Origin of the sequence: Streptomyces sp. NPDC088400 (assembly GCF_044753355.1) — a bacterium.
In the GTDB taxonomy this organism is placed as follows: Bacteria; Actinomycetota; Actinomycetes; order Streptomycetales; family Streptomycetaceae; genus Streptomyces.
In genome coordinates, this window is sequence record NZ_JBIVMZ010000011.1 from 1 (window position 1) to 18,516 (window position 18,516).

The window sequence follows — 18,516 nt, forward strand, 5'->3', positions numbered from 1 at the left end:
CTGATGGTTGCCGAGATCGCGGAGGAGGCAGGGTTCCCACCCGGCGTGATCAACGTGGTCCCCCATGCTCCCGGCGGCGCGGCGGCCATCGCCGATGAGTTCTTCGCCAGCCCGGACGTGCGCGTCATCAACCTTATCGGCGGAGTGAACACGGCCCGGATGCTCGCGGAACGAGCCGGCCGCATGCTGAAGAGGACGGTCCTGGAGCTCGGCGGCTACAACCCCATGATCATCCTTGACGACGTGGACCTGGACTACGCCGTGCGCACCGCAACCGCCGGTGCCTTCTTCCACCAGGGGCAGATCTGCCTGAACACCCGCAAGAGCAGCGGTCGACCTCGTGGATGCGCGTGTCAAGGAGGCTGTCGAGAAGGGCGCCACGCTGCACACGGGCGGTACCCACGGGGGTCTCGTCTACCAGCCGACCATTCTCACCAACGTGTCCTACGACGCCACCGTTTCCAACGAGGAGACGTTCGGACCGCTGGTCATCGTCGAGCCGGTGGACACCGCCGAGGAAGCCGTACAGGTTGCGAACCGGACCATGTACGGTCTCACCTCCTCGATCCTGACGGGCGACACCTACCGCGGCTTCGAGTTGGCACCGACCCTGCTGCACGGCATCGTCAACGTCAATTCGTCAACCGTCAACGACGAGATCCACGCGCCCATGGGCGGCGTCCGCGACAGCGGCTGGGGGCGCACTGGCCCGGATGCCCTCAACGACTTCTCGGACGTCATCTGGATCAACGCCACGAGCGATGAGCGGCCGCTCCCGTTCTGAGGAGTCGTCCAGAGCGGGGATCACCCACACAAGGTGGGTCGACGCGCTACAGCAGATGGCCCAGTCACAGCGAGGTGACTGGGCCATCTGCGTTATGCGCGAGGGGTTCGTCATGTGGTGCCGGACGGTTCGTCGGAGCTGTTCCAGCGCGTCGTGCCGCCTGCGTTGGTACGTCCTCAAGGCGGAGGCCGACGTGGACGGCAAGCGGTGACCGGGAGGCCCCGGCCACCGCTTACCGTCAGCCGCACGCTGTCCCCCTGTCCGGGCGGCCGGCCTGTTCCCGTTCCACTACTACGACCGATCAGGGTTCTGACAGTTCTGGTGACGGGACGTCAGTGCTTGTAAACACGACGCGCAATGTGTTCCGCGAGCATGATCGTGGTCGCGTTCGTCGGTGCGGACGGGACCTCGGGGATGATCGATGCGTCCACGACACGCAACCCTCCCAGCCCCTTGACCGCACCGAGTCCGTCGACGACGGCCCATTCGTCGTCGGAGCCACCCATGGGCGCTGTCGATGTGGGGTGGCCATAGGTGGTGATCTTCCGCATGACGAGTTCCGCCAGTTGATCATCACTGCGGACCGCGTCCCCGGGGGCGAGTTCAGAGGTGATCGCGCGTGCGAAAGGAGCACTTCCGGCGATACTCCGCACGAGCTTGACGGCTTCCAGCATGCGACGCAGATCTCTTGGCGTCGACAGGTAGTTGTCGTCTATGAGGGGAGCGACGTGCGGATCCCTGCCCGCGAGTGAGACGGAGCCACGCGAGTCCGGGCGGGTCACCGCGGCCGCCAGCAGTACCGCTCCTCCTGTGGGGCTGAACGAGCCGTCCAGCAGGTGGGTGGCGACGATGCTCAGGTCGAGCTCAGCTTCGTACGCGTCGCGCGACGCGAACCACAGGTGGGCCTGGAAAGCCGCCGTCATCGTCTGGTGTTCAGGGGCAAGCGCGAACAGCGAGTGGAAGAAAGGGTGGTCCTGCAAGCGCCGGCCCACCGGCAGGTCGGCCACCACGTCGATTCCCAGGGCCCGCAGATGAGCCGAAGGGCCGATTCCCGAGCGCATCAAAATGGCGGGACTGCCATAGCTGCCGGCGGACAGTACGACCTCTTCAGCACGGTAGACGGTGCCCGAGTCGCTCACCACTCCTTGCGCCACGCCGTTCTCGATGAGCACGGTGTCGATCGTGATGCCCGAAAGGATTCTGAGGTTGGGGCGGCGGCGGACCTCAGGAGTCAGGTATGCCAGAGAGGTGTTCTGGCGGATGCCGTCCACGATGTTGACCGGGTAGCCGCCCGTTCCGTACTGCTCGGCGCCGTTGAAGTCGTGGTTCTGCGGAAAGCCTTGGCCGACGCAGGTGTCGACGAAAGCCTTCAGTGGGGACGTCAGTTCCTTGTAGTCCCACTGCCTGAGAGGGAATGGGCCGGTGCGCCCGTGGAATCTGTCGTCCCCGGCCGACGTGTTCTCCAGGTCCCTGAATGTGAGGAGAACGTCCTCATAGGACCACCCCTTGATTCCGTATCGAGTGTCCCAGGCGGCGAAGTCCGAGGCTCGGGCCCTGAGAAACACTCCGGCGTTGACCGAAGAGCTGCCGCCCATGGTCCGGCCGCGGGGCGCGGGTATGAGCGGAGCGCGCTCAGAGCCCCGAGCACTGTAGGCCCAGTCGTGGCTCGGGTGAGCCAGGATGTGGGGGTTCAGGAGTTCTTCCGGGAAGTCGCCGTCGGGATAGTCCGGTCCTGCCTCGATGAGCAGGACCCGTCGCTGCGGATTCTCGCTGAGCTTGGCTGCCAGCACGGCCCCGGCTGACCCGCCGCCCACGACGAGCACCGTGGTGCCATGGATGTCAGCAGTGTTGTTGTCGCTCACAGATGTCTCCAGCTCTACATGCTTTTCAAAGCAATAAAGTTCAGGGCAATAGAGTTCAGGTGTCGACCGGCCGGCCGCCTACATGCCCATGGCCTCAGGAACGACACGTTCTCCCAGCAGCGTCAGCGCAGCGAGCTGATCGGGACCGTGCACGGGACCGATGACGTGGTCGAATCCCAGCCGGCCGAGACGCTCAAGTTCAGCGAGGAGGGCAGGGATGCGCTCGCCTCGTACACCTGGTGCGAGAGGGAGCATGACCGTCTTCTCGATCGTGGCGTAGTCCCTGCCGATCGCGTCGCAGTGCCTGCGCAGCACATCCAGTTTGTGCCCGAGGTCCGGACCGTGGAAGAGATTGCAGGCATCCGCGTACTGGGCCACGAGCCGAAGTGTCTTCTTTTTCCCGGACCCTCCGATCAGGATCGGAGGGCGCGGATCACGCACCGCGGGAGGCGAGTTGAGAGTGCGCTCAAGGCGGTAGTGCTTGCCCTGGTAGGGCTCGTCGTTGCTGTCCCACATCCGCAGGCAGATCTGGAGTGTTTCTTCCAGACGTTCGAACCGCTCGGCAACCGGCGGAAAGGGCAGCCCCAGCCCCCGCGACTCGGCGATGTTGAAAGGGGCACCGATTCCGATGCCGAGCGCTGCCCGGCCTCCTGAAAGAACGTCCAAGGTGGTCAGCGTCTTCGCCAGGAGACCGGGCTCGCGGTAGCCGACGGAGGTCACCAAGGTGAGGAGTTCGGCGCGCGAGGTCGATGCCGCCAGGTAGCCGAGCGTGGTGTATGCCTCAAGCATCTCCTGCTCGGGCGCACCGACGATGCCGATCTGGAACAGATGGTCCATCACGGCGATGCGGGAGAATTCGAGGTCGTCCGCCGCTCGAGCCAGTTCGGTGACATGCCTGGCGATGGAGTGCGGGCCCTCAGGCCAGGTGAAGTCGGCGATGGTGACGCCCAGTCTCATGCGCTGCTCCCATGGATGGGGGACCCTACTGCCTGACGGACGGTCATGCGGCCGGCCATGCGGCCGGCCGGGGAAACGCCGAGCTCCGTGCGCAGCACGGGCAGGATCTCGGAGCCGGCCAGTTCGATCATTTCGTGGACCGTGGTTTCAGGCAGTCCCGCCATGTCCAAACCGAACAACTGCCGTTGGTAGGTGCCGAAATGCTCGCGGAAGGACAGGACTCGCTCAATCGCCTGTGCCGGGCTTCCGACGATGGCACCGGTGTGCTGGCTTGCCTCCTCGAGGCGGCCGGAACTCGACAGCACAGGGTGTGAGTAGTAGTAGGGCGAGTACTCACGGTAGGCCTGCTGGGAGTTGGGGCGTACGTACAGTGAAGCGCCGGCGCCGACGATGGCTGTTTCGGGCGTCCCGCGTCCATGCGCCGCCCACTGGTCACGGTAGAGCTTTACGGATTCCGCGAAGTGGGAGACCGGCATGAACAGGTTGTTGACGAAGAATCCGTCACCGTGGCGAGCGGCCTGTTCCGCGATCTGAGGGCTGCGGATGGAGCCGTGCCAGACGAACGGCGGTGCTGCCAACGGCCGTGGAACTGCTGTGAAGTTGGTCAGCGGCGCCCGGAAGGAGCCACTCCAGTTGACGTTCTCCTCGTCCCACAGGCGACGCAGAAGGCCGTAGTTCTCCAGCGCCAGGTCGATGCCGTTACGGATGTCCTGGCCGAACCAGGGATAGACCTCGGCTGTGTTGCCCCGGCCGAGCATGATGTCCACGCGGCCGTCCGCCAGCAGTTGCAGTGTGGCGAAGTCCTCGGCGATCTTCACGGGATCGTTCGTCGTGATGAGGGTGGTGGACGTCGACAGGGTGATAGCCGATGTGCACGCGGCGATATAGGCGAGCAACGTCGATTCCGCGCTGACCACGAACGGCGGATTGTGGTGCTCGCCGATGGCGAAGACGTCGAAGCCGGCCTCTTCCGCATGGACCGCGATCCGAGTGAGGGCCTTCAGGCGCTCCTGCTCGGTGGGCCGGTGCCCGGTGAGCACATCTGGCGCGCAGTCTCCCACGCTGAATATCCCAAGTTCCATGCCGCGCCTGCCTCACACTCTGCTCTCGTGGCCATTTTATTGCGTGCGTCAGCAAATATTAGCGTGCCGAATACTTGCTGTCGATGCGCCCTCAGCGCGACGCCGCCGCTTCACCGGCCGCCTCGATCTTGTCTGCGAGGCACCGGCGGCTCTCGGCTGCGCGTCCTCGGCGGCCTCACGCGATTGGAGTACGTTTGCTTGGGCACGCTAAGGTTTGAGGTGTGAAATCTGCTGATCCTTTGACTGCTCAGGAAGAACGCCTGTGGCGCGCTCTGATGCGCATCATCGTGGCCCTTCCTCGTTCCCTGGATGAGGATCTGCTGCGCTCCACCGGGCTGACTCTCACCGAGTATGTCGTGCTGATGGGCCTGTCCGAAGCTGAGAATCAGGAACTGCGGATGGCTGATCTGGCTGCCACCACCGCGCTGTCGGCGAGCCGAATCACGCGAGTCGTGGACACACTGCGCTCGCGAGGCCTGGTGGCCAAGCGGCGCTTCGAAGGTGACGGTCGCGGGAGCGTGGCCACGCTGACTCCCGACGGCCTGGATCGCCTCAAGGGCGCCTACCCGGTGCACTTGGCGAGCGCTCGTAAGCGCGTCATCGACCAGCTGGACGGACGGTCGGTGCCGGCCATGCTGAGACAGTTCGAAGCAATCGCGGAGCGACTCGACTGATCTCCGGCCGCCCTCGATCTCCGGCCCGCTGCCACCGAAGAGCAGTGGGCCGTTCTCGTATCCAGATCCGGTTGCTTGCCGGCGCGCGAGCCCGGCAAGATCCGAACGAGAGGTCCTGGGTGGCCGTCTTGCGCCGGGTCCTCACCGAGGTCGCCCCAGACTCACGTGCTGACGCCTGGCGTCTGTGCCGTCGGGCAGAGGGGCTCTGCGACGGCCTGCAACTGGACGGCGATGTCGCCCACCGTCGTTCGGTCGAGGTAGTCCAGGACCCGTGCCCGTGCGCTGGCCAGATGAGTGGGGTAGGCGGTGCGCAGCCGGTCCCGGCCGGCCTCCGTGATCGTTACCACGTTTCCCCGGGCGTCTGTGGAGTGGCGGCGCTTGGACAGCAGGCCGCGGGCTTGCATGGACTCCACGACGCGTGTGACGCGGCTTGCGGACAAGGCTGTCGCCGATGCCAACTCGGTCATGCGCATGGAGTTGTGCGGTATCTCCGACAGGCACATGAGGACGGTGTACTGGGTGAGCGACAGGCCGGTTGATCGAAGTAGATCTTCATCAAGCGCGCGGGGGAGGGTCATCAGGAGTCTCTGAAGCGAGCGCCACAAACGCTCCTCCTCGTGGGTCAGCGGGTGCGGCACCGTCGATTCGGGGGATGAGGGCCCAGTCGGCACGTCGTGTCCGTCCTCTCTGGCGAGCCGCGGGAGCCTGGCGGACGCACAGTGCGCATATCGCCCAGGGCTTTGTCGCTTCCCTTACGGCACATGGTTCCTCAGGCAAGAAGAAGCGAGTGGTTTACCTACAGCCGGCCACCCCCACTGTCTGCTTCGCCGTCCACCTCCTTGTCGGTCAGCAGGGCCATGTCCTCGCGTGACAACTCAAGGTGCCGCGCCTCCATGTTTTCCGAGAGATGGGTGACGGAGGACGTACCGACAATCTGCACCAGGGTCGGCGAGCGGTGGAGTCCCCAGGCAAGGGCAACCTGCCGCGGTGTGGCACCGTGCCGCACCGCGATTTCATGGAGAACCTCCCTGTTCGGGGTGGCGCGCCCGCCCCCGAGCGCGAAGTACGGCATGAAGGCGATCCCGGCATCCGCGCAAGCGTCGACGATCGCGGCGTCGCTCTGGTCGAACACTCCGAACAGGTTCTGCACCGCGGCCACCGGGGCAATGGTCCGGGCTTCCTGGAGCTGGTCCAGCGTGACCGCGCTGACTCCCAGATGGCGGATCAGGCCCTCGACGCGAAGCTCGTCAAGCGTGGCGAACCGCTCTGCCAGCGAGTCGGGCTCGCCCACTCGCAGATACACGAGGTCGAGGACGTTCACACCCAGCTGCTCCAGGTTCTCCTCGACCAGTGCGCGCAGCCGGCCTGGGGCGGCCGACACCATTGGCTGTCCCGGTGCGGGGAAAAGGGGGCCTACTTTGGTCGCGATGGTCAGGTCGCTGGGATAGGGCTCCAGCGCTTCGCGGAGGATCTCGTTGGCCCCTGTCGTGCCGACACGGTAGAAGGCTGCGGTGTCGATGTGGCGGACGCCGAGATCCACGGCGGCCCTGGCCACCTGGACGGAGCTGCGCCGGTCGGCGGGCCTGGTACCACGGCCGACACGGCCGGGAAGGTGCATGGCGCCGAAACCCAGCCGGGGAATCTCCGTCGTGCCTCCGAGCCGGAATGTCATGTGGCCCTGAGTATCACTTGCTCGTCCGTGCTTGTGTCCGTTCGTGGGTACGTGCATGGGGGGCTCTCCGGAAGTCGGCGCACCGTGTGTTTCCGTGCGCGGATCGGGTGGTGGGACTGCGTCGGTGAGGTGGGCTCCGGCATGCTTCGCGGACTCACCCCACGGTGGGCCGCGTGTGCGGTGCCTCAGGGCTGACCGGGATAGGAGATTCCCGTCCATCTGCTGACGCTTGTGGAGTTAATTGCTTGCTTTGGCAATTATATGCGCAGTCGCTTCATCGAGCAAGGAAGGCCGGGGAGCAGCCGGGATGTGGCACGTCTGTGTCCCCTGAGCGAGGGTGGCACCCGCGCCGGCGCGGCCCGAAATTCGGCTGCGGCGGTCCGTGGGGCCTCCCATACTGAGCGGGCTCGATCTCCCACGTCCCGAAGGAAAACCTCCGCGTGCAGGCCGCCGTCACCGTCACTCCCGCCCGGATTCCCGACCTGCTGCTCGGGCTCGCCACCGTTCGGCCCGTGTTTCTCTGGGGAGCACCCGGGATCGGCAAGTCATCGCTCGTACGCGGCTTCGCCGAGTCGCTGGGCCTGGAGTGCGTCAGTCTCCTCGGGACGCTCCTGCGGTCAGCCGGTGGGAGACGGCTGCGGGGTGCTGTTCTGCGGCGTCATCTGGACGCGGCGCAGGCCGGTCAGGCTGACGAACAGCATCGAGAAGACGCCCGCGACGGCGAAGGCGATGAAGCCTGCGGTGTGCGAGCCGGTGGCGAGCAGTTGACCACCGAGCCATGGGCCGAAGATGGCGCCGAAGCGGCCCATACCGGAGACCCAGCCGACTGCGGTGGCCCGGTTCTCGGAGTGGGAACGGGCGGCGACGGTGGCGTAGATCATCGCCTGGGCGCTGAAGAGGAACAGGCCGGTCAGGAAGACCACGACATAGGTGACGGCCGGCAGCATGTGGACGCTGAGCAGGTAGATGCCGATGGCGGTGGCGCCGAACCAGATCGCGGCGATGCGCGAGCCGCCGAACGTGTCGGTGAGCCTGCCGCCGATCAGCATGCCGACGATGCCGCCGAAGTTGATGACGATGACGAAGCTGATCGAGGAGCCGAGGTCGTAACCGGCGGCGCGCATCATCGAAGGCAGCCACTGGGAGACGCCGTAGACAAGCAGGAGGCCCCCGAAGGAGGCCAGCCAGAAGAACAGCGTCTGGACCCACATGCCGCCACGGAACAGTGCGGCGAGCGCGCTCCAGCGGTCGGCAGCGACCGGGCGGCCCTTGTCCCGGGCCACCAGCTCGACGCCGTAGCGGTCGGCGAGTGCCAAGGCGTCCTCGGTGCGGCCCCTGGCCTGCAGGAAGGCCATGGACTCGGGGAGGAATCCGGCGGCCAGCGGGACACCGATGAAGAGCGGGGCCACGCAGATCCAGAAGGAGACGCGCCAGTCGCCGGTCCACAGCGCCACGAAGCCGGCGACGATACCGCCGGCCTGATGGGCGGTCATCAGAGAGCCGACGATCAGGGCACCGCGGCCGCGCGGAGCGTACTCGCTGACCATGGTGATCGCGCTCGGCAGCAGGCCGCCGAGGCCGAGGCCGGCCAGGAACCGACCGAAGGTGAACTCGCCGAGGCCGGTGGCGGAGGCGCAGACGGCGGAGGCCAGGGAGAAGACGGCGGTCGAGGCGATGATCGTCTTCTTTCGGCCGACCCAGTCGCTGACGGTACCGGATAACAGGGCACCGGTCAGCACGCCGAAGTTGGCGTAGGAGCCGATGTCGCCGGCTGTTCCGGGGTCGATTCCGAGCGCTTTGGTCTCCAGCATGTGCGGCAGCACGGAGCCGTAGATGAACTGGTCGAGGCCGTCGAAGAAGACGACCAGCCAGCACAGACCGACGACCAGTGTGGCCAGTCTTGCGCCGTCGGCGGGCAGAGCGCGGGAGGGAGACATCATTGTTTCCTTCGTCCGGGGGCGTCCCTGAAGGCGGGTGAGGAGGCGGGGCATCACGGCTTGTGCGGCTCACCCAAGGCTGGGCAGGGCCCGACGCTAAGGACCTGGTTCGCCACCGTCAACGCTTTTGTCAACAATCACAGGAACAATCTGACCGCCTCCTGAGTCGGCGGCACAGCCCCCACCGGACCGGTGGTACGGGCTATGGCCGGCACACGGCCGTGTGCCGGCGCCGGGCGCTCCGCAACGTGCGGAGGGCGCACTACCCGACGGGCGGTGTGCCGTGGGTATGGAAGGACTCGATGGTCTTGAGGCCCCAGGCCTGGCCCTTCTTCCGCTCGTCCTCGGTCCAGGTGACCAGCCGCCAGTCGGGGGCCAGGACGAGGCGGGTGAGCGGGTTGCACAGTTCGATGCGGTTGCCGCCCGGCTCGTAGACGTACAGGAAGAAGGTCTGCTGGATGGCGTGCTTGTGCGGGCCGGTCTCGATGAACACGCCGGTGTCGATGGCGAGGTCAGCGGCGCGCAGGATGTCCTCGCGGGTGTCCGTGGCGAACGCGATGTGGTGCAGGCGCCCGTTCGAGCCGGTCCAGTCCTCGGTGTAGACGATGTCGTACGACTTGTTGCTGAAGGTCAGCCACTGGGCGGCGATCCTGCCGCTGTTGAGCCGGATCTGTTCGGTGGGGCGGGCCCCGAGCGCGTCGTGGATGAAGTCGCCGTTGGTCGCGACGTCCGCGGCGAGGAAGTTGACGTGGTCAAGGCGGCGCACACCCACCCCGTGGCCGGGCTTGGCCTGCGGCTGGTTCTTCAGGGCCGGCTTGAGCTCGTCCGGGGCCTGGTACCACTCGCTTTCCCAGTACAGGGCGATTTCGTGGCCGTCAGGGTCAGCGGTGACGTAGACCGAGCCGATGCCGGGCTCGTCCTCTACCCAGCGGCCTTCGCGGCCCGCGTTCTCGAACTCTCCGACGCGGCGCTGGAGGGCTTCCTCGCCGGAGGTGCGCAGGGCCGTACGGCGGATGCCCGACGTCGAGTGGGCGGTGAGGGTCAGGCTGTGGTGCTCGTAGTCGTCCCAGGTTCGCAGGTAGACCGAGTCTCCGGAGCGTCCGTTCTCGGTCAGTCCGAGGTAGTCCGTGAAGAACCGGACGCTGGCGTCCAGGTCCGGAGTGAGCAGTTCGACATGACCGAGGTGGGCGATGTCACCGAGGGGCCTCGATCGTGGTGTGGTGGGCGCGTTGCCGTGCGTCATCGCAGATATCTCCTTGATGGACAGTTGTGTGCCCGTCCCGGTGACGTCAGCTGCGCAGCGCGTCGATCACACTGCGGAGGTGGGCGTGGACGGCGGCTTCGGCCGCCCGCGGATCTCTGGCCGTGATCGCTTCGATCATGGTCAGATGCTCGCTCAGGGACTGTTGCGGGCGACCCGGGCGCAGCGCGAGCTGGAAACGATGGCGCACCAGCTGTGCGTTGAGCCGGTCCAGCAGCCCAACCGCCACCCGCTGACCGGAGAACTGCCGGATCCGGTCGTGCAGTTCGTGGTTGAGTTCGGAGTAGGTCACCGGCTCGCTGTTGGCAACGGCCTTGGACATCTCCGTGCCCAGGTCCGTCAGTTGGGCCAGCTGGTCGTCGTCGGCCGCGATGGCTGCCTTTGCCGCGCACAACGCTTCGGGTGCCATGCGGCACTCGGTGATGGCCACTGCTTCCTCGACGGTCACCACCCGCACTCGTGATCCGCGGTTGCGGATCCGCTCGACCAGCCCCTCGGATGCCAGATCGGCCAGCGCTGCCCGGATGCCGGCCCGCGTCACACCGAACCGCTTGGCCAGCTCGTTCTCCACCAGCCGCTGGGACGGTGCCATGTCGCCGCGCAGAATCGCCTGCCTGAGCTGCACCAGTGCGTGTTGCCTGGCCTGCTCCCCAGTGCCTGGACGGGGGTCTTCCTCCATCGCGCCCTCCCTGGGTGAGTGCCTGGCGAACCTAAATCCAGAGGAGCGAGATTGTCAACAATTTTGACACCGGTGTTGTCACCAAGCCTCGGTGACGCTACGTTCATCCGCCACGGCACCGTTGCCCCGCCACGATCGCCCGCTCACACGGCTCCTTCACGTCCAGAGCCACACCGGACGCGACATCGCCCTGCGTGCGGGCCGGTCCGGCCTGCCGTCCTTCACCCCTTCCTCTTCCTCCGGAAAGGAACGAGCATGAGGCGACCTCGCGTGCTCACGAGTCTGTCCCGCTTACGCGCCTTCATTCACGCCACCGCCGTCGCCGGACTGGTGGCCACAGCGGCTCTGTTGCTGCCGACCGGTAGCCCCGCCGGGGCGGCCGACGGCATGGCCTCGGCCTCGACCAGCGGCACCACATCGAGCAGCACGTCCTCGGGTATCGCGCCGGCCATGTCCTGTGCCGGCGTCACCTCGCGGGACCTGGCCACCGCCGTACCCGGCGTGCCCTTCGAAATCACCTCGGCCACAGAGCTGGCCGCCGGCAGCAACTCGCTCGGCAACTGGGCGGCCTGCGTCGTGAAGGGCGTGATCGCTCCGCAGATCCACTTCGAGCTGCGTCTTCCTCAGACGGGATGGCAGGCCGACTACCTCCAGTTGGGCTGCGGCGGCCTCTGCGGCAACGTGAGTGTGGGCAGCGCCCCCGCGTCGAGCGGTTGCGTACCGCTGACCAGCGGCGCCTTCGCCGTCGCCTCCAGCGACGAGGGCCACTCCCAGGGCGGCGGTCTGTTCTCCACCGACCCGACGCTGCGCGCCGACTTCGGCTACAAGTCCGACCACGAGCTCGCCCAAGCGGCCAAGGCCATCATCAAGCTGTACTACGGGCAGTCCGCCACTCACTCGTACTTCGACGGCTGCTCGCAGGGCGGTCATCAGGCCCTGACCGAGGCTCAGCGTTACCCGACCGACTTCGACGGCATCATCGCCGGTGCCCCGGCCAACAACTTCACCGCGCTGAACACCTTCTCGCACGCCTGGACCGCCCAGTCGGTGTTCCTCGACAACGGTCCCGCCACGATCACCACCGCCGCCCTCGCGCCCCTGCACGAGGCCGTGCTCAAGGGCTGCGGCGCCAGCGACGGCATCATCGCCGATCCGCTGAACTGCGACTGGGACCCGGCGAGCATCCAGTGCAAGGCCGGCCAGACCTCCACATCCTCGGACTTCTGTCTGACGGCGGATCAGGTCACCACCCTGCACCGGATCTACTCGGGACCGACCGACGAGCACGGCAAGCTGCTGTATCCGGGGTACCAACTGCGCGGCTCCGAACTGAACTGGGCCGGTGTCATCGTGCCGGCCACGGCCACCGGCACCACCGGAGACATGAACTTCGTCCGGGAGACCGTCCGCTACCAGATCTTCGACCGTCCGCAGCCTGCCCTGACCTACAAGAACATCAAGTTCACCGCTGCCTACTACGAGAAGGTCATGCGGCCCAACGAGGGCATGTACGACGCGACCGACCCGGACCTGAAGGCGTTCAAGGCGGCCGGCGGCAAGCTGATCCTCTGGCACGGTCTGGGTGATCAGCACATCCCCGCCGTCGGCACCATGGCGTATTACAAGGCCGTGCAGAAGACCATGGGCGGCGCGGAGGCGACCAGCAGTTTCGCGCGGCTGTTCCTGCTCCCGGGCGTCGCGCACTGTGGCGGCGGTCAGGGCCCGGACACCTTCGACGCGCTGACCGCCATGGTCGACTGGGTCACCGAGGGCAAGGCGCCGAGCAGCCTGACGACCACGTCGGTCGACAGCGGCGGGAAGACCACCGCCACCCGCCCGGCCTATCCCTTCCCCTACTTCGCCAAGAACACCACGGGCGGCCCGGCCGACGAGGCAAGCAGCTACACCCCCGTGAGGTCCACCGCCGAGGCCGGCCTGGCGCTGAACTGGTTCGGCTCCTTCCGCTCCGGCTACGAGACCGTCGGCAACTGGGTCAACGGCAAGTGGGTGGTCACCAAAGGCAAGGCCTGAACGCGTGAGGTGACCAGGAACAGCAAGTGACTTCAGACGTCGGGCTCCTGGCTCCCGCAGGGAGCGTGACGTCGTGCGCGGTACTGGAGCGCCCTCTGCCGGCCTCCGGGCGGCAGAGGACGCCATCGCCCTGTTTCCGTTTCTCGCGCTGTTCGTCAGTTCCAGGGGTTGGCCGGCTGGTCGTCGATCGCGGTCCAGAAGCGGGCGCCGTCCGGTACGTAGCCGTATGCACAGAAGGGCCGGCCGCCGGAGTATTCCGTTCTTGTGGCCCTGGTTCAGAATGTGCCTGGGGTCGAAGTGCGTCCCGCACCCTGCGCGTGGCGGGCGGACCGGGTGTTTTCTCGCGCCGAGCGGAAGGCCCCCGCTCGTCCGCGATGGGGCAGGGACGGAGCGGGGGCCTGCGGCGCCGCACGTGGACACGGTCGGTTCCGGGGGTGCTGCCTGCTCAGCGGGCGAAGCCCCAGTCGAGCATCTTGGTGGCGTCGTCGAAGCGGGTCTGGTCGGTCCCGAGGATCGCGCCGACCAGGGTGCGATTGTCCCGCTCGGCGGCGAAGACGACGGCGTAGCCGGCCTCCGGGCCGCTGCCGGTCTTGATGCCCAGGGCGCCGTCGTAGGTACCCAGCAGCTGGTTGGTGTTGGTCCAGGTGTAGTACCGGATACGGCCGTTGGCCGCCGTGGCCTCGGTCTCGAACTGCGCGTTCTTCACGACGTCGGCGAACACCGGCTTCAGCATCGCGCGCTGGCCGAGCTTGGCCAGGTCGCGGGCGGTGCTGCGGTTGTCGCCGTTCGAGATGCCGTCGTAGCCGTCGAAGTGTGTGCCGGTCAGGCCCAGTTGCTGCGCCTCGGCGTTCATCTGGTTCACGAAGTCGGCGATCCGCGCGTCCTCGGTGTCCCCGGAGCCGAAGTTGTCGGCCAGGGCCCGTGCGGCGTCCGCTCCGGACGGGATCAGCATGGCGTGCAGCAGCTGCTTGACGGTCAGTTTGTCGCCGGTCTGGAGGTCGGCCGTACTGGCACCGACCTGCTGGACGTAGTCGCGGTACTCCTGCTTCACCGTGATCTGCTGGTCCAGCCGCTCCGGCTGCTTGAGTACCACCAAGGCAGTCATGATCTTGGTGGTACTGGCCATCGACACGCTCTCGTCAGCCTTGGCCCCGGCCCACATCTCCCGCTCCTGGCTGCCGTCGCGAGCGTCCAGCAGGAAGGCGTGGTCGGCTTTGATGTTGGGGGCGGCCTGGTCCTTCGTGGCCAGTGCTCTCTGGTTCTGGCCGGCGGGAGCGGTGGTCTCGCCGCTCTGCTCGGTGGAGTGTGTGGCACTGGGGGTGGCCGCCTCGGCGAGGCCGCCGGCGGTGATCGGCAGGGCGGCCCCGAAAAGTGCGACTGTCGCGATCCGGGCCCCAGTTCGGTGTATCCGGTTGGGGCGGGCGTGGGAACCCATGGGCGTCCCTTCTCCCGGCGCGGGGACGCCGGCTGGTAGTGGAAACTCGGTGCATATCGAACTTACTTGCGTCGTGGCAGCCACTGTCAAGATCGCTTTGTCATAGCCGGGTAACAGGATTGATCTCTGTGCAGATGTCGTGCGGACAACTGGTGGGGCCTGTGGAGCGGCTCGCGCACCGTGCCCGGCCGACTCCACTGGGAAGCGGCCTCGTCGGCGTCGGCGCCGGCCGTGAACCACGGCTCAGGTGTTGGTCCACACCGTGCCGGCCTTGATCTCGCGGTCGACGCGCAGCGGGCGGTCCACATCCCGTGCGGGCTGATCAGCCGGCCTTCCACTGCGGCCACTGCTTCAGCGCGGTGCTCACTCGGTCCGTCAGGCGTGGGAGGGCATCGCCTGCCTGCTCGTATGTGTCAAAGAGTTGCTCCAGCATCTTCGTGTTGCGCCGCACGTCATCCGTCTCCGAGCCGAGCACGGACGTGCACTCGCGGGCCGCATCCCGGCTCTTGGCCAGCAGGGCGGACCATTCGCGGCCCAGTTCGGGGTCGGGTACGTCCAGATGGTGTTGTGCGGTGGCCGTGTCGCGGGCGATGCCGGTGCAGACGGGGCGCAGGGCGTCACCGTCGAAGGCACCGGTCTCAGCGGGGGTATGCGGGCGGGCTTGGCGCTCGGACTCGGCCTGGTCTGCGGGGAGTTGCTGTCCGGGGCAAGCATCGGCCCCGACTGGTGGCCCCCGCACCTGGAACCCCTGCTCTTCCCGTTCCTCGGCGCCGTGGTCTACGTCTGCTGGCTTGCTGGGCAACCTGTGGGGCGGCCAACCGGCCGCCTCGCTCGTCGAGGGTGCGCACTCCGGCGATCCCGGCCAGCTGGGCGACCTCGGCACGGATCTCGCCCTGCGGATCCCGGCCGTACGGCGGCACCACACCGCGCCGCCACCGTTTCCAGCGCGGCAGCAGTAGGTACACGGCGACGGCCGTCAGCAAGACGACGGCGCTGCCTGCCAGTCCGTACCACCCCGGCGTCACGGGGGCGCCCTCAGCGCACTCCTTGATCGCCTCGGCCTGGGCGTTGCTCCGCGTCACGTTGTCGATGAGTTTGCCGCCCGGGTCGTAGCCCGCTGCGAACTCGCAGAGGAACTCGACGTTCCGGGTGGGGTACGGCTGCAGAACACCGGTCAGCATCTTGAGCGTTGCCACCGCCATCGCGACGACGAGGATGAGGAAGCGCAGGGTGGTCCCGGAGGGGAGAGCGCCCGGCTCGGGGGCCGAAGGCGCTGGGGCCTGGCGGGGCGCAGCTGCCTCGGTGTCCCCGCTCACCGGACCGGCCCGTCCTCCTGACGAGCACCATCATCGCCCCGCTCACCGGTCTCGCTCCCGCCGGGCTCGGCGTCCTGCGGGTCCTCCGTGCCCGCCAGGGCCAGCCGTGCGACCACGCTGTCGGCGAGGGCGTCGGCGTCGGAATCGGAGAGGCTGTGCCGGACCGCTTCCTCACGCACCCGACGCCGTACGGACGCCAGCTGCTCCCGGTCAAGGTAGGGAACCTCGGGCGGGGCGGCTGTGCGGCGGGCGGACGGGCGCAGCACAGCCGCCCGAGGGCGGTCGTGACCCGGTTCATCAGCGGTCCGGTCCCGTCCGTGACGGCGGCGCGGCACGCCTCGTCGACCACCAGCAGTACGAAGGGCGTAAGCATGGTCGCGATGTCGTCGAGGCCGAAGTCCAGCGGGTCTGCACGTCCGCCGGAGGACGCCTGCCGCATCCGCCGTACTGCCAGGCCGTAGTCCAGACCTGCCAGATCTTCGACCAACTGCCTTTCCTGTGGTGAGTGTTGGACAACGACACCCCATAGACGGCACTTGACCATCCGTGCGTAAAGACTGACTACATCCCGCGCGCCCCCTCACCGAGCGCGCTGTTCCGGTATTCCGGGCGGGCACGGCGCACGCCTGCGGGAACCCCCGTCTCAAGCGGGCCGGGTCGGTGAAGCCAGGGCGGCGACAGCCCCGCTCCGGCCGGGGCCGCTGGGGGGCAGCTGAGGGGCGAGGGCGCGGCGGTTGCCGTTGACCAGCTGGCAAGGCGTGGCGGCCGGGGCAGGCTTCGTTACGGCTCGAACCAGAGAAGTGGCGCATGCGGAGTTTTGACGGGGAGAGACGGTCCATGTCCTCGGGATCATGGGCCGTCGTGCGCCAGTACGGGTGACCTGGGCATGTTGATCTGCTGGATCAGTCTGCACTAACCCGAGAATCAGTTTTTATGAAAATGATCGAGAAGTTGATCGGCTCCGTGGGGCTGAGCCTGTTCCTGACAGCCGTATGCGTCGGTTCGGCACAGGCATGTGACGATCCCGACCACGAACACACCAACACGGCCCCGTCGCACGCCCGGCCCGGGTGCTACAACTCCGGGAGCGCCTCGGCGTCCGGTGTGGCGCTGAACTCTCCTGGCGTTCTGTCCGGCAACGTCATCCAGGCCCCCATCAGCATCCCGCTCAATGTGTGCGGGAACAGCATCAATGTCGGGGGCCTGCTGAACGGCGTCGGCGGCGGGGGCGGCGCCAACGGTGGCGGTGGTGGCAACAACTAACGGTTGGCTGGGCACCCGTGGCGGGGACGGATCCGGAAGCAGCGGGATCCGTCCCCGGCGAGTTTGCCGTCGGGGACGGTCCACAGGTGGCTGAACCGGACGTCCACGCTCTTGCCGGTCTTCGTTTCGCTGCGGTGGTGGCCGAAGGCGAATACGTGGTCGGTGTCGTCCGTGTAGTACTCCTCGCCCACAGGGCAAAAGGCGTCGACCACAAGGCCCTCGACGCCCCACCCGTCGGGGTCCTGGGCCCGGCCTGACGGGTCCCCCCACGGGTGCCTCGACGCCTCAGGCCTTGACGCCTCAGGCCTCGATGACGAGGCGTTCGATGAGGTCGTCGCGGAGGGCGAACCGGTAGTGCAGATCGACGACACCGCCGGGAAAGTCACCTTCGAGGTGCTGCGTGGCGACGTAGTGGGTCGCGTCGGTCTGCCAAGCGGCGGTGAGCCGGGTGGTGTAGGTGAATTCGCCGGCGGATCGGCCCAGCCAGTCCGTGATCTCCGCGGTGCCTTCGTACGTGTGGCCGTCGTCGATCACCGTGGCATCGCCGGTGAACGCCGAGACCGCGGTGGCGGTGTCGCGGGCGCCATGCGCCTTCACGTAGCGGATGACCACCTCGGGCAGGGCGTCCGGGGCGATGGTACGGGGCTGGTCGTGGCGCATGACGCTCCTCATCTGATGGCCGGTTGGACGGTTCGATGGCGCTTCGGACGAAGGTGTCAGACAGATCGGACGAAGGTGTCAGACAGAGGGGACGGTGCCGCCGTCGATGACGTGCTCGGCGCCGACGATGGCCGAGGCCCGGTCGGAGACGAGGAAGGCGACCAGCTCGGCAACTTCTTCGGGCCGGTTGGGGCGGCCGAGGGGGATGCCGCCCAGGGAGTCCATGAGGCGGCCCAGCGCCGCTTCCGTCGTGATGCCCGCCTCCTCGGAGATCCTGGCGACGAGGTGGTCGGCGGCGGACGTCTGGACGAAGCCGGGCGAGACGGTGTTGACGCGGACGCCGTGCGGGGCGACCTCGTTGGCCAGACCCTTGCTGTAGGTGGTCAGGGCGGCTTTCGCGGCGGCGTAGGCCAGAGTCCCGTTCCACAACGGCATGCGGCGCTGGATCGAGGTGACGTGCACGATCACGCCCTTGCCCATGGCGATCATGTGCGGGATCAGGGCGCGGTCCAGACGGACTGCGGCCAGCAGGTTCACGTTCAGCTCTCTTGTCCAGTCGTCCTCGCCGAGCGCCGCGAATCCGCCGGCCGGCGCCTCGGATCCGCCGAGGGTGTTGACCAGTACGTCGACACCGCCCATGCGGGCGTCCACCTCGGCGACGACGCGGGCGGCGCCCTCGGCGGTGGACAGGTCGGCAGCGATGAACGTTCCTTCGTCGACGTCGTCGGGGCGAGCGCGTGCGGTGACGAGTACGGTCGCACCGGCCTGCGCGAGACGAAGGGCGATGGCGGCTCCGGTGCCCTTGGTGCCGCCGGTGACCAGAGCGCGACGGCCTTGGAGGGATTCGCTGATGGGTGGGGGCATGGCGTATTCCGTTTCCGGGTGCGGGCATGCGAGTGCGAG

The 18,516-nt window shown here is 67.4% G+C and carries 18 protein-coding genes and 3 pseudogenes; 7 read left to right on the forward strand and 14 right to left on the reverse strand.

Features of this window, described 5'->3' with window-relative positions; all coding sequences use genetic code 11:
* Nucleotides 1–3 precede the first annotated feature (3 nt).
* Nucleotides 4–261: pseudogene (locus ACIQD6_RS25560) on the forward strand (aldehyde dehydrogenase family protein); the annotation flags it as partial.
* Between the two features lie 76 nt (nucleotides 262–337).
* Nucleotides 338–784: pseudogene (locus ACIQD6_RS25565) on the forward strand (aldehyde dehydrogenase family protein); the annotation flags it as partial.
* A 332-nt stretch (nucleotides 785–1,116) separates the two neighbouring features.
* On the opposite strand, the gene ACIQD6_RS25570 reads toward ACIQD6_RS25565, so the two are convergent.
* From ACIQD6_RS25570 to ACIQD6_RS25580, 3 genes are all read right to left on the reverse strand, one after another.
* Entirely contained in the window at nucleotides 1,117–2,646 is a 1,530-nt protein-coding gene (locus ACIQD6_RS25570; RefSeq protein WP_401886194.1) for a GMC family oxidoreductase, read from the reverse strand.
* Nucleotides 2,647–2,724: 78 nt separating this feature from the next.
* A complete protein-coding gene (locus ACIQD6_RS25575; RefSeq protein ID WP_401886196.1) occupies nucleotides 2,725–3,603 on the reverse strand; it encodes an LLM class F420-dependent oxidoreductase in 879 nt (292 codons plus the stop codon).
* Entirely contained in the window at nucleotides 3,600–4,685 is a 1,086-nt protein-coding gene (locus tag ACIQD6_RS25580; RefSeq protein ID WP_401886197.1) for a CE1758 family FMN-dependent luciferase-like monooxygenase, read from the reverse strand. The genes ACIQD6_RS25575 and ACIQD6_RS25580 overlap by 4 nt, the downstream gene beginning before the upstream one ends.
* Nucleotides 4,686–4,906: 221 nt before the next feature.
* On the opposite strand from ACIQD6_RS25580, the gene ACIQD6_RS25585 reads away from it, so the two are divergent.
* A complete protein-coding gene (locus ACIQD6_RS25585) occupies nucleotides 4,907–5,359 on the forward strand; it encodes a MarR family winged helix-turn-helix transcriptional regulator (RefSeq protein ID WP_401886198.1) in 453 nt (150 codons plus the stop codon).
* Between the two features lie 161 nt (nucleotides 5,360–5,520).
* Here the strand turns inward: ACIQD6_RS25585 and ACIQD6_RS25590 are convergent, their stop codons facing one another.
* Together ACIQD6_RS25590 and ACIQD6_RS25595 are read right to left on the reverse strand one after the other, a co-directional pair.
* A complete protein-coding gene (locus ACIQD6_RS25590; protein ID WP_401886201.1) occupies nucleotides 5,521–5,937 on the reverse strand; it encodes a MarR family winged helix-turn-helix transcriptional regulator in 417 nt (138 codons plus the stop codon).
* Nucleotides 5,938–6,155: 218 nt separating this feature from the next.
* Entirely contained in the window at nucleotides 6,156–7,031 is an 876-nt protein-coding gene (locus ACIQD6_RS25595; RefSeq protein ID WP_401886203.1) for an aldo/keto reductase, read from the reverse strand.
* Between the two features lie 440 nt (nucleotides 7,032–7,471).
* On the opposite strand from ACIQD6_RS25595, the pseudogene ACIQD6_RS25600 reads away from it, so the two are divergent.
* Nucleotides 7,472–7,645 (forward strand): annotated as a pseudogene (locus ACIQD6_RS25600) (MoxR family ATPase); the annotation flags it as partial.
* A 3-nt stretch (nucleotides 7,646–7,648) separates the two neighbouring features.
* Here the strand turns inward: ACIQD6_RS25600 and ACIQD6_RS25605 are convergent.
* The 3 genes from ACIQD6_RS25605 to ACIQD6_RS25615 form a co-directional block, all read right to left on the reverse strand.
* On the reverse strand, nucleotides 7,649–8,968 hold the full coding sequence (locus ACIQD6_RS25605; protein WP_401886205.1) for an MFS transporter: 1,320 nt from the start codon (nucleotides 8,966–8,968) through the stop codon (nucleotides 7,649–7,651).
* Nucleotides 8,969–9,230: 262 nt separating this feature from the next.
* Nucleotides 9,231–10,211 carry a catechol 2,3-dioxygenase gene (locus tag ACIQD6_RS25610; protein WP_401886208.1) on the reverse strand — a complete coding sequence of 327 codons (981 nt, stop codon included), beginning with the start codon at nucleotides 10,209–10,211 and terminating at the stop codon, nucleotides 9,231–9,233.
* A 46-nt stretch (nucleotides 10,212–10,257) separates the two neighbouring features.
* Nucleotides 10,258–10,908 carry a GntR family transcriptional regulator gene (locus ACIQD6_RS25615; RefSeq protein ID WP_401886209.1) on the reverse strand — a complete coding sequence of 217 codons (651 nt, stop codon included), beginning with the start codon at nucleotides 10,906–10,908 and terminating at the stop codon, nucleotides 10,258–10,260.
* Between the two features lie 255 nt (nucleotides 10,909–11,163).
* Between ACIQD6_RS25615 and ACIQD6_RS25620 the strand changes: the two genes are divergently transcribed.
* Nucleotides 11,164–12,939: a tannase/feruloyl esterase family alpha/beta hydrolase gene (locus ACIQD6_RS25620; protein ID WP_401886211.1), complete on the forward strand. Its 1,776-nt coding sequence runs from the start codon at nucleotides 11,164–11,166 to the stop codon at nucleotides 12,937–12,939.
* A 445-nt stretch (nucleotides 12,940–13,384) separates the two neighbouring features.
* Here the strand turns inward: ACIQD6_RS25620 and ACIQD6_RS25625 are convergent, their stop codons facing one another.
* Together ACIQD6_RS25625 and ACIQD6_RS25630 are read right to left on the reverse strand one after the other, a co-directional pair.
* On the reverse strand, nucleotides 13,385–14,374 hold the full coding sequence (locus ACIQD6_RS25625; protein ID WP_401886213.1) for a D-alanyl-D-alanine carboxypeptidase family protein: 990 nt from the start codon (nucleotides 14,372–14,374) through the stop codon (nucleotides 13,385–13,387).
* Nucleotides 14,375–14,696: 322 nt separating this feature from the next.
* Nucleotides 14,697–15,113: a hypothetical protein gene (locus ACIQD6_RS25630; RefSeq protein WP_401886216.1), complete on the reverse strand. Its 417-nt coding sequence runs from the start codon at nucleotides 15,111–15,113 to the stop codon at nucleotides 14,697–14,699.
* Nucleotides 15,114–15,165: 52 nt separating this feature from the next.
* On the opposite strand from ACIQD6_RS25630, the gene ACIQD6_RS25635 reads away from it, so the two are divergent.
* Nucleotides 15,166–15,333 (forward strand): hypothetical protein, encoded by a 168-nt coding sequence (locus tag ACIQD6_RS25635; protein ID WP_401886219.1) that lies wholly within the window; start codon nucleotides 15,166–15,168, stop codon nucleotides 15,331–15,333.
* 353 nt (nucleotides 15,334–15,686) lie between these two features.
* Here the strand turns inward: ACIQD6_RS25635 and ACIQD6_RS25640 are convergent, their stop codons facing one another.
* Nucleotides 15,687–15,956, reverse strand: coding sequence for a hypothetical protein (locus tag ACIQD6_RS25640; protein WP_401886221.1), 270 nt, complete (start codon nucleotides 15,954–15,956; stop codon nucleotides 15,687–15,689).
* Between the two features lie 673 nt (nucleotides 15,957–16,629).
* Here ACIQD6_RS25640 and ACIQD6_RS25645 point away from each other — a divergent pair.
* The gene (locus ACIQD6_RS25645) at nucleotides 16,630–16,953 is read left to right on the forward strand and encodes a chaplin (protein ID WP_401886223.1); all 324 of its coding nucleotides are present in this window, start codon (nucleotides 16,630–16,632) and stop codon (nucleotides 16,951–16,953) included.
* Here the strand turns inward: ACIQD6_RS25645 and ACIQD6_RS25650 are convergent.
* The 3 genes from ACIQD6_RS25650 to ACIQD6_RS25660 all read right to left on the reverse strand — a co-directional run bounded on the left by ACIQD6_RS25650 (nucleotide 16,950) and on the right by ACIQD6_RS25660 (nucleotide 18,477).
* Entirely contained in the window at nucleotides 16,950–17,144 is a 195-nt protein-coding gene (locus tag ACIQD6_RS25650; protein ID WP_401886224.1) for a hypothetical protein, read from the reverse strand. The genes ACIQD6_RS25645 and ACIQD6_RS25650 overlap by 4 nt on opposite strands.
* 109 nt (nucleotides 17,145–17,253) lie before the next feature.
* On the reverse strand, nucleotides 17,254–17,613 hold the full coding sequence (locus tag ACIQD6_RS25655; protein ID WP_401886226.1) for a nuclear transport factor 2 family protein: 360 nt from the start codon (nucleotides 17,611–17,613) through the stop codon (nucleotides 17,254–17,256).
* 78 nt (nucleotides 17,614–17,691) lie between these two features.
* A complete protein-coding gene (locus ACIQD6_RS25660) occupies nucleotides 17,692–18,477 on the reverse strand; it encodes an SDR family oxidoreductase (RefSeq protein ID WP_401886229.1) in 786 nt (261 codons plus the stop codon).
* Nucleotides 18,478–18,516 lie beyond the last annotated feature (39 nt).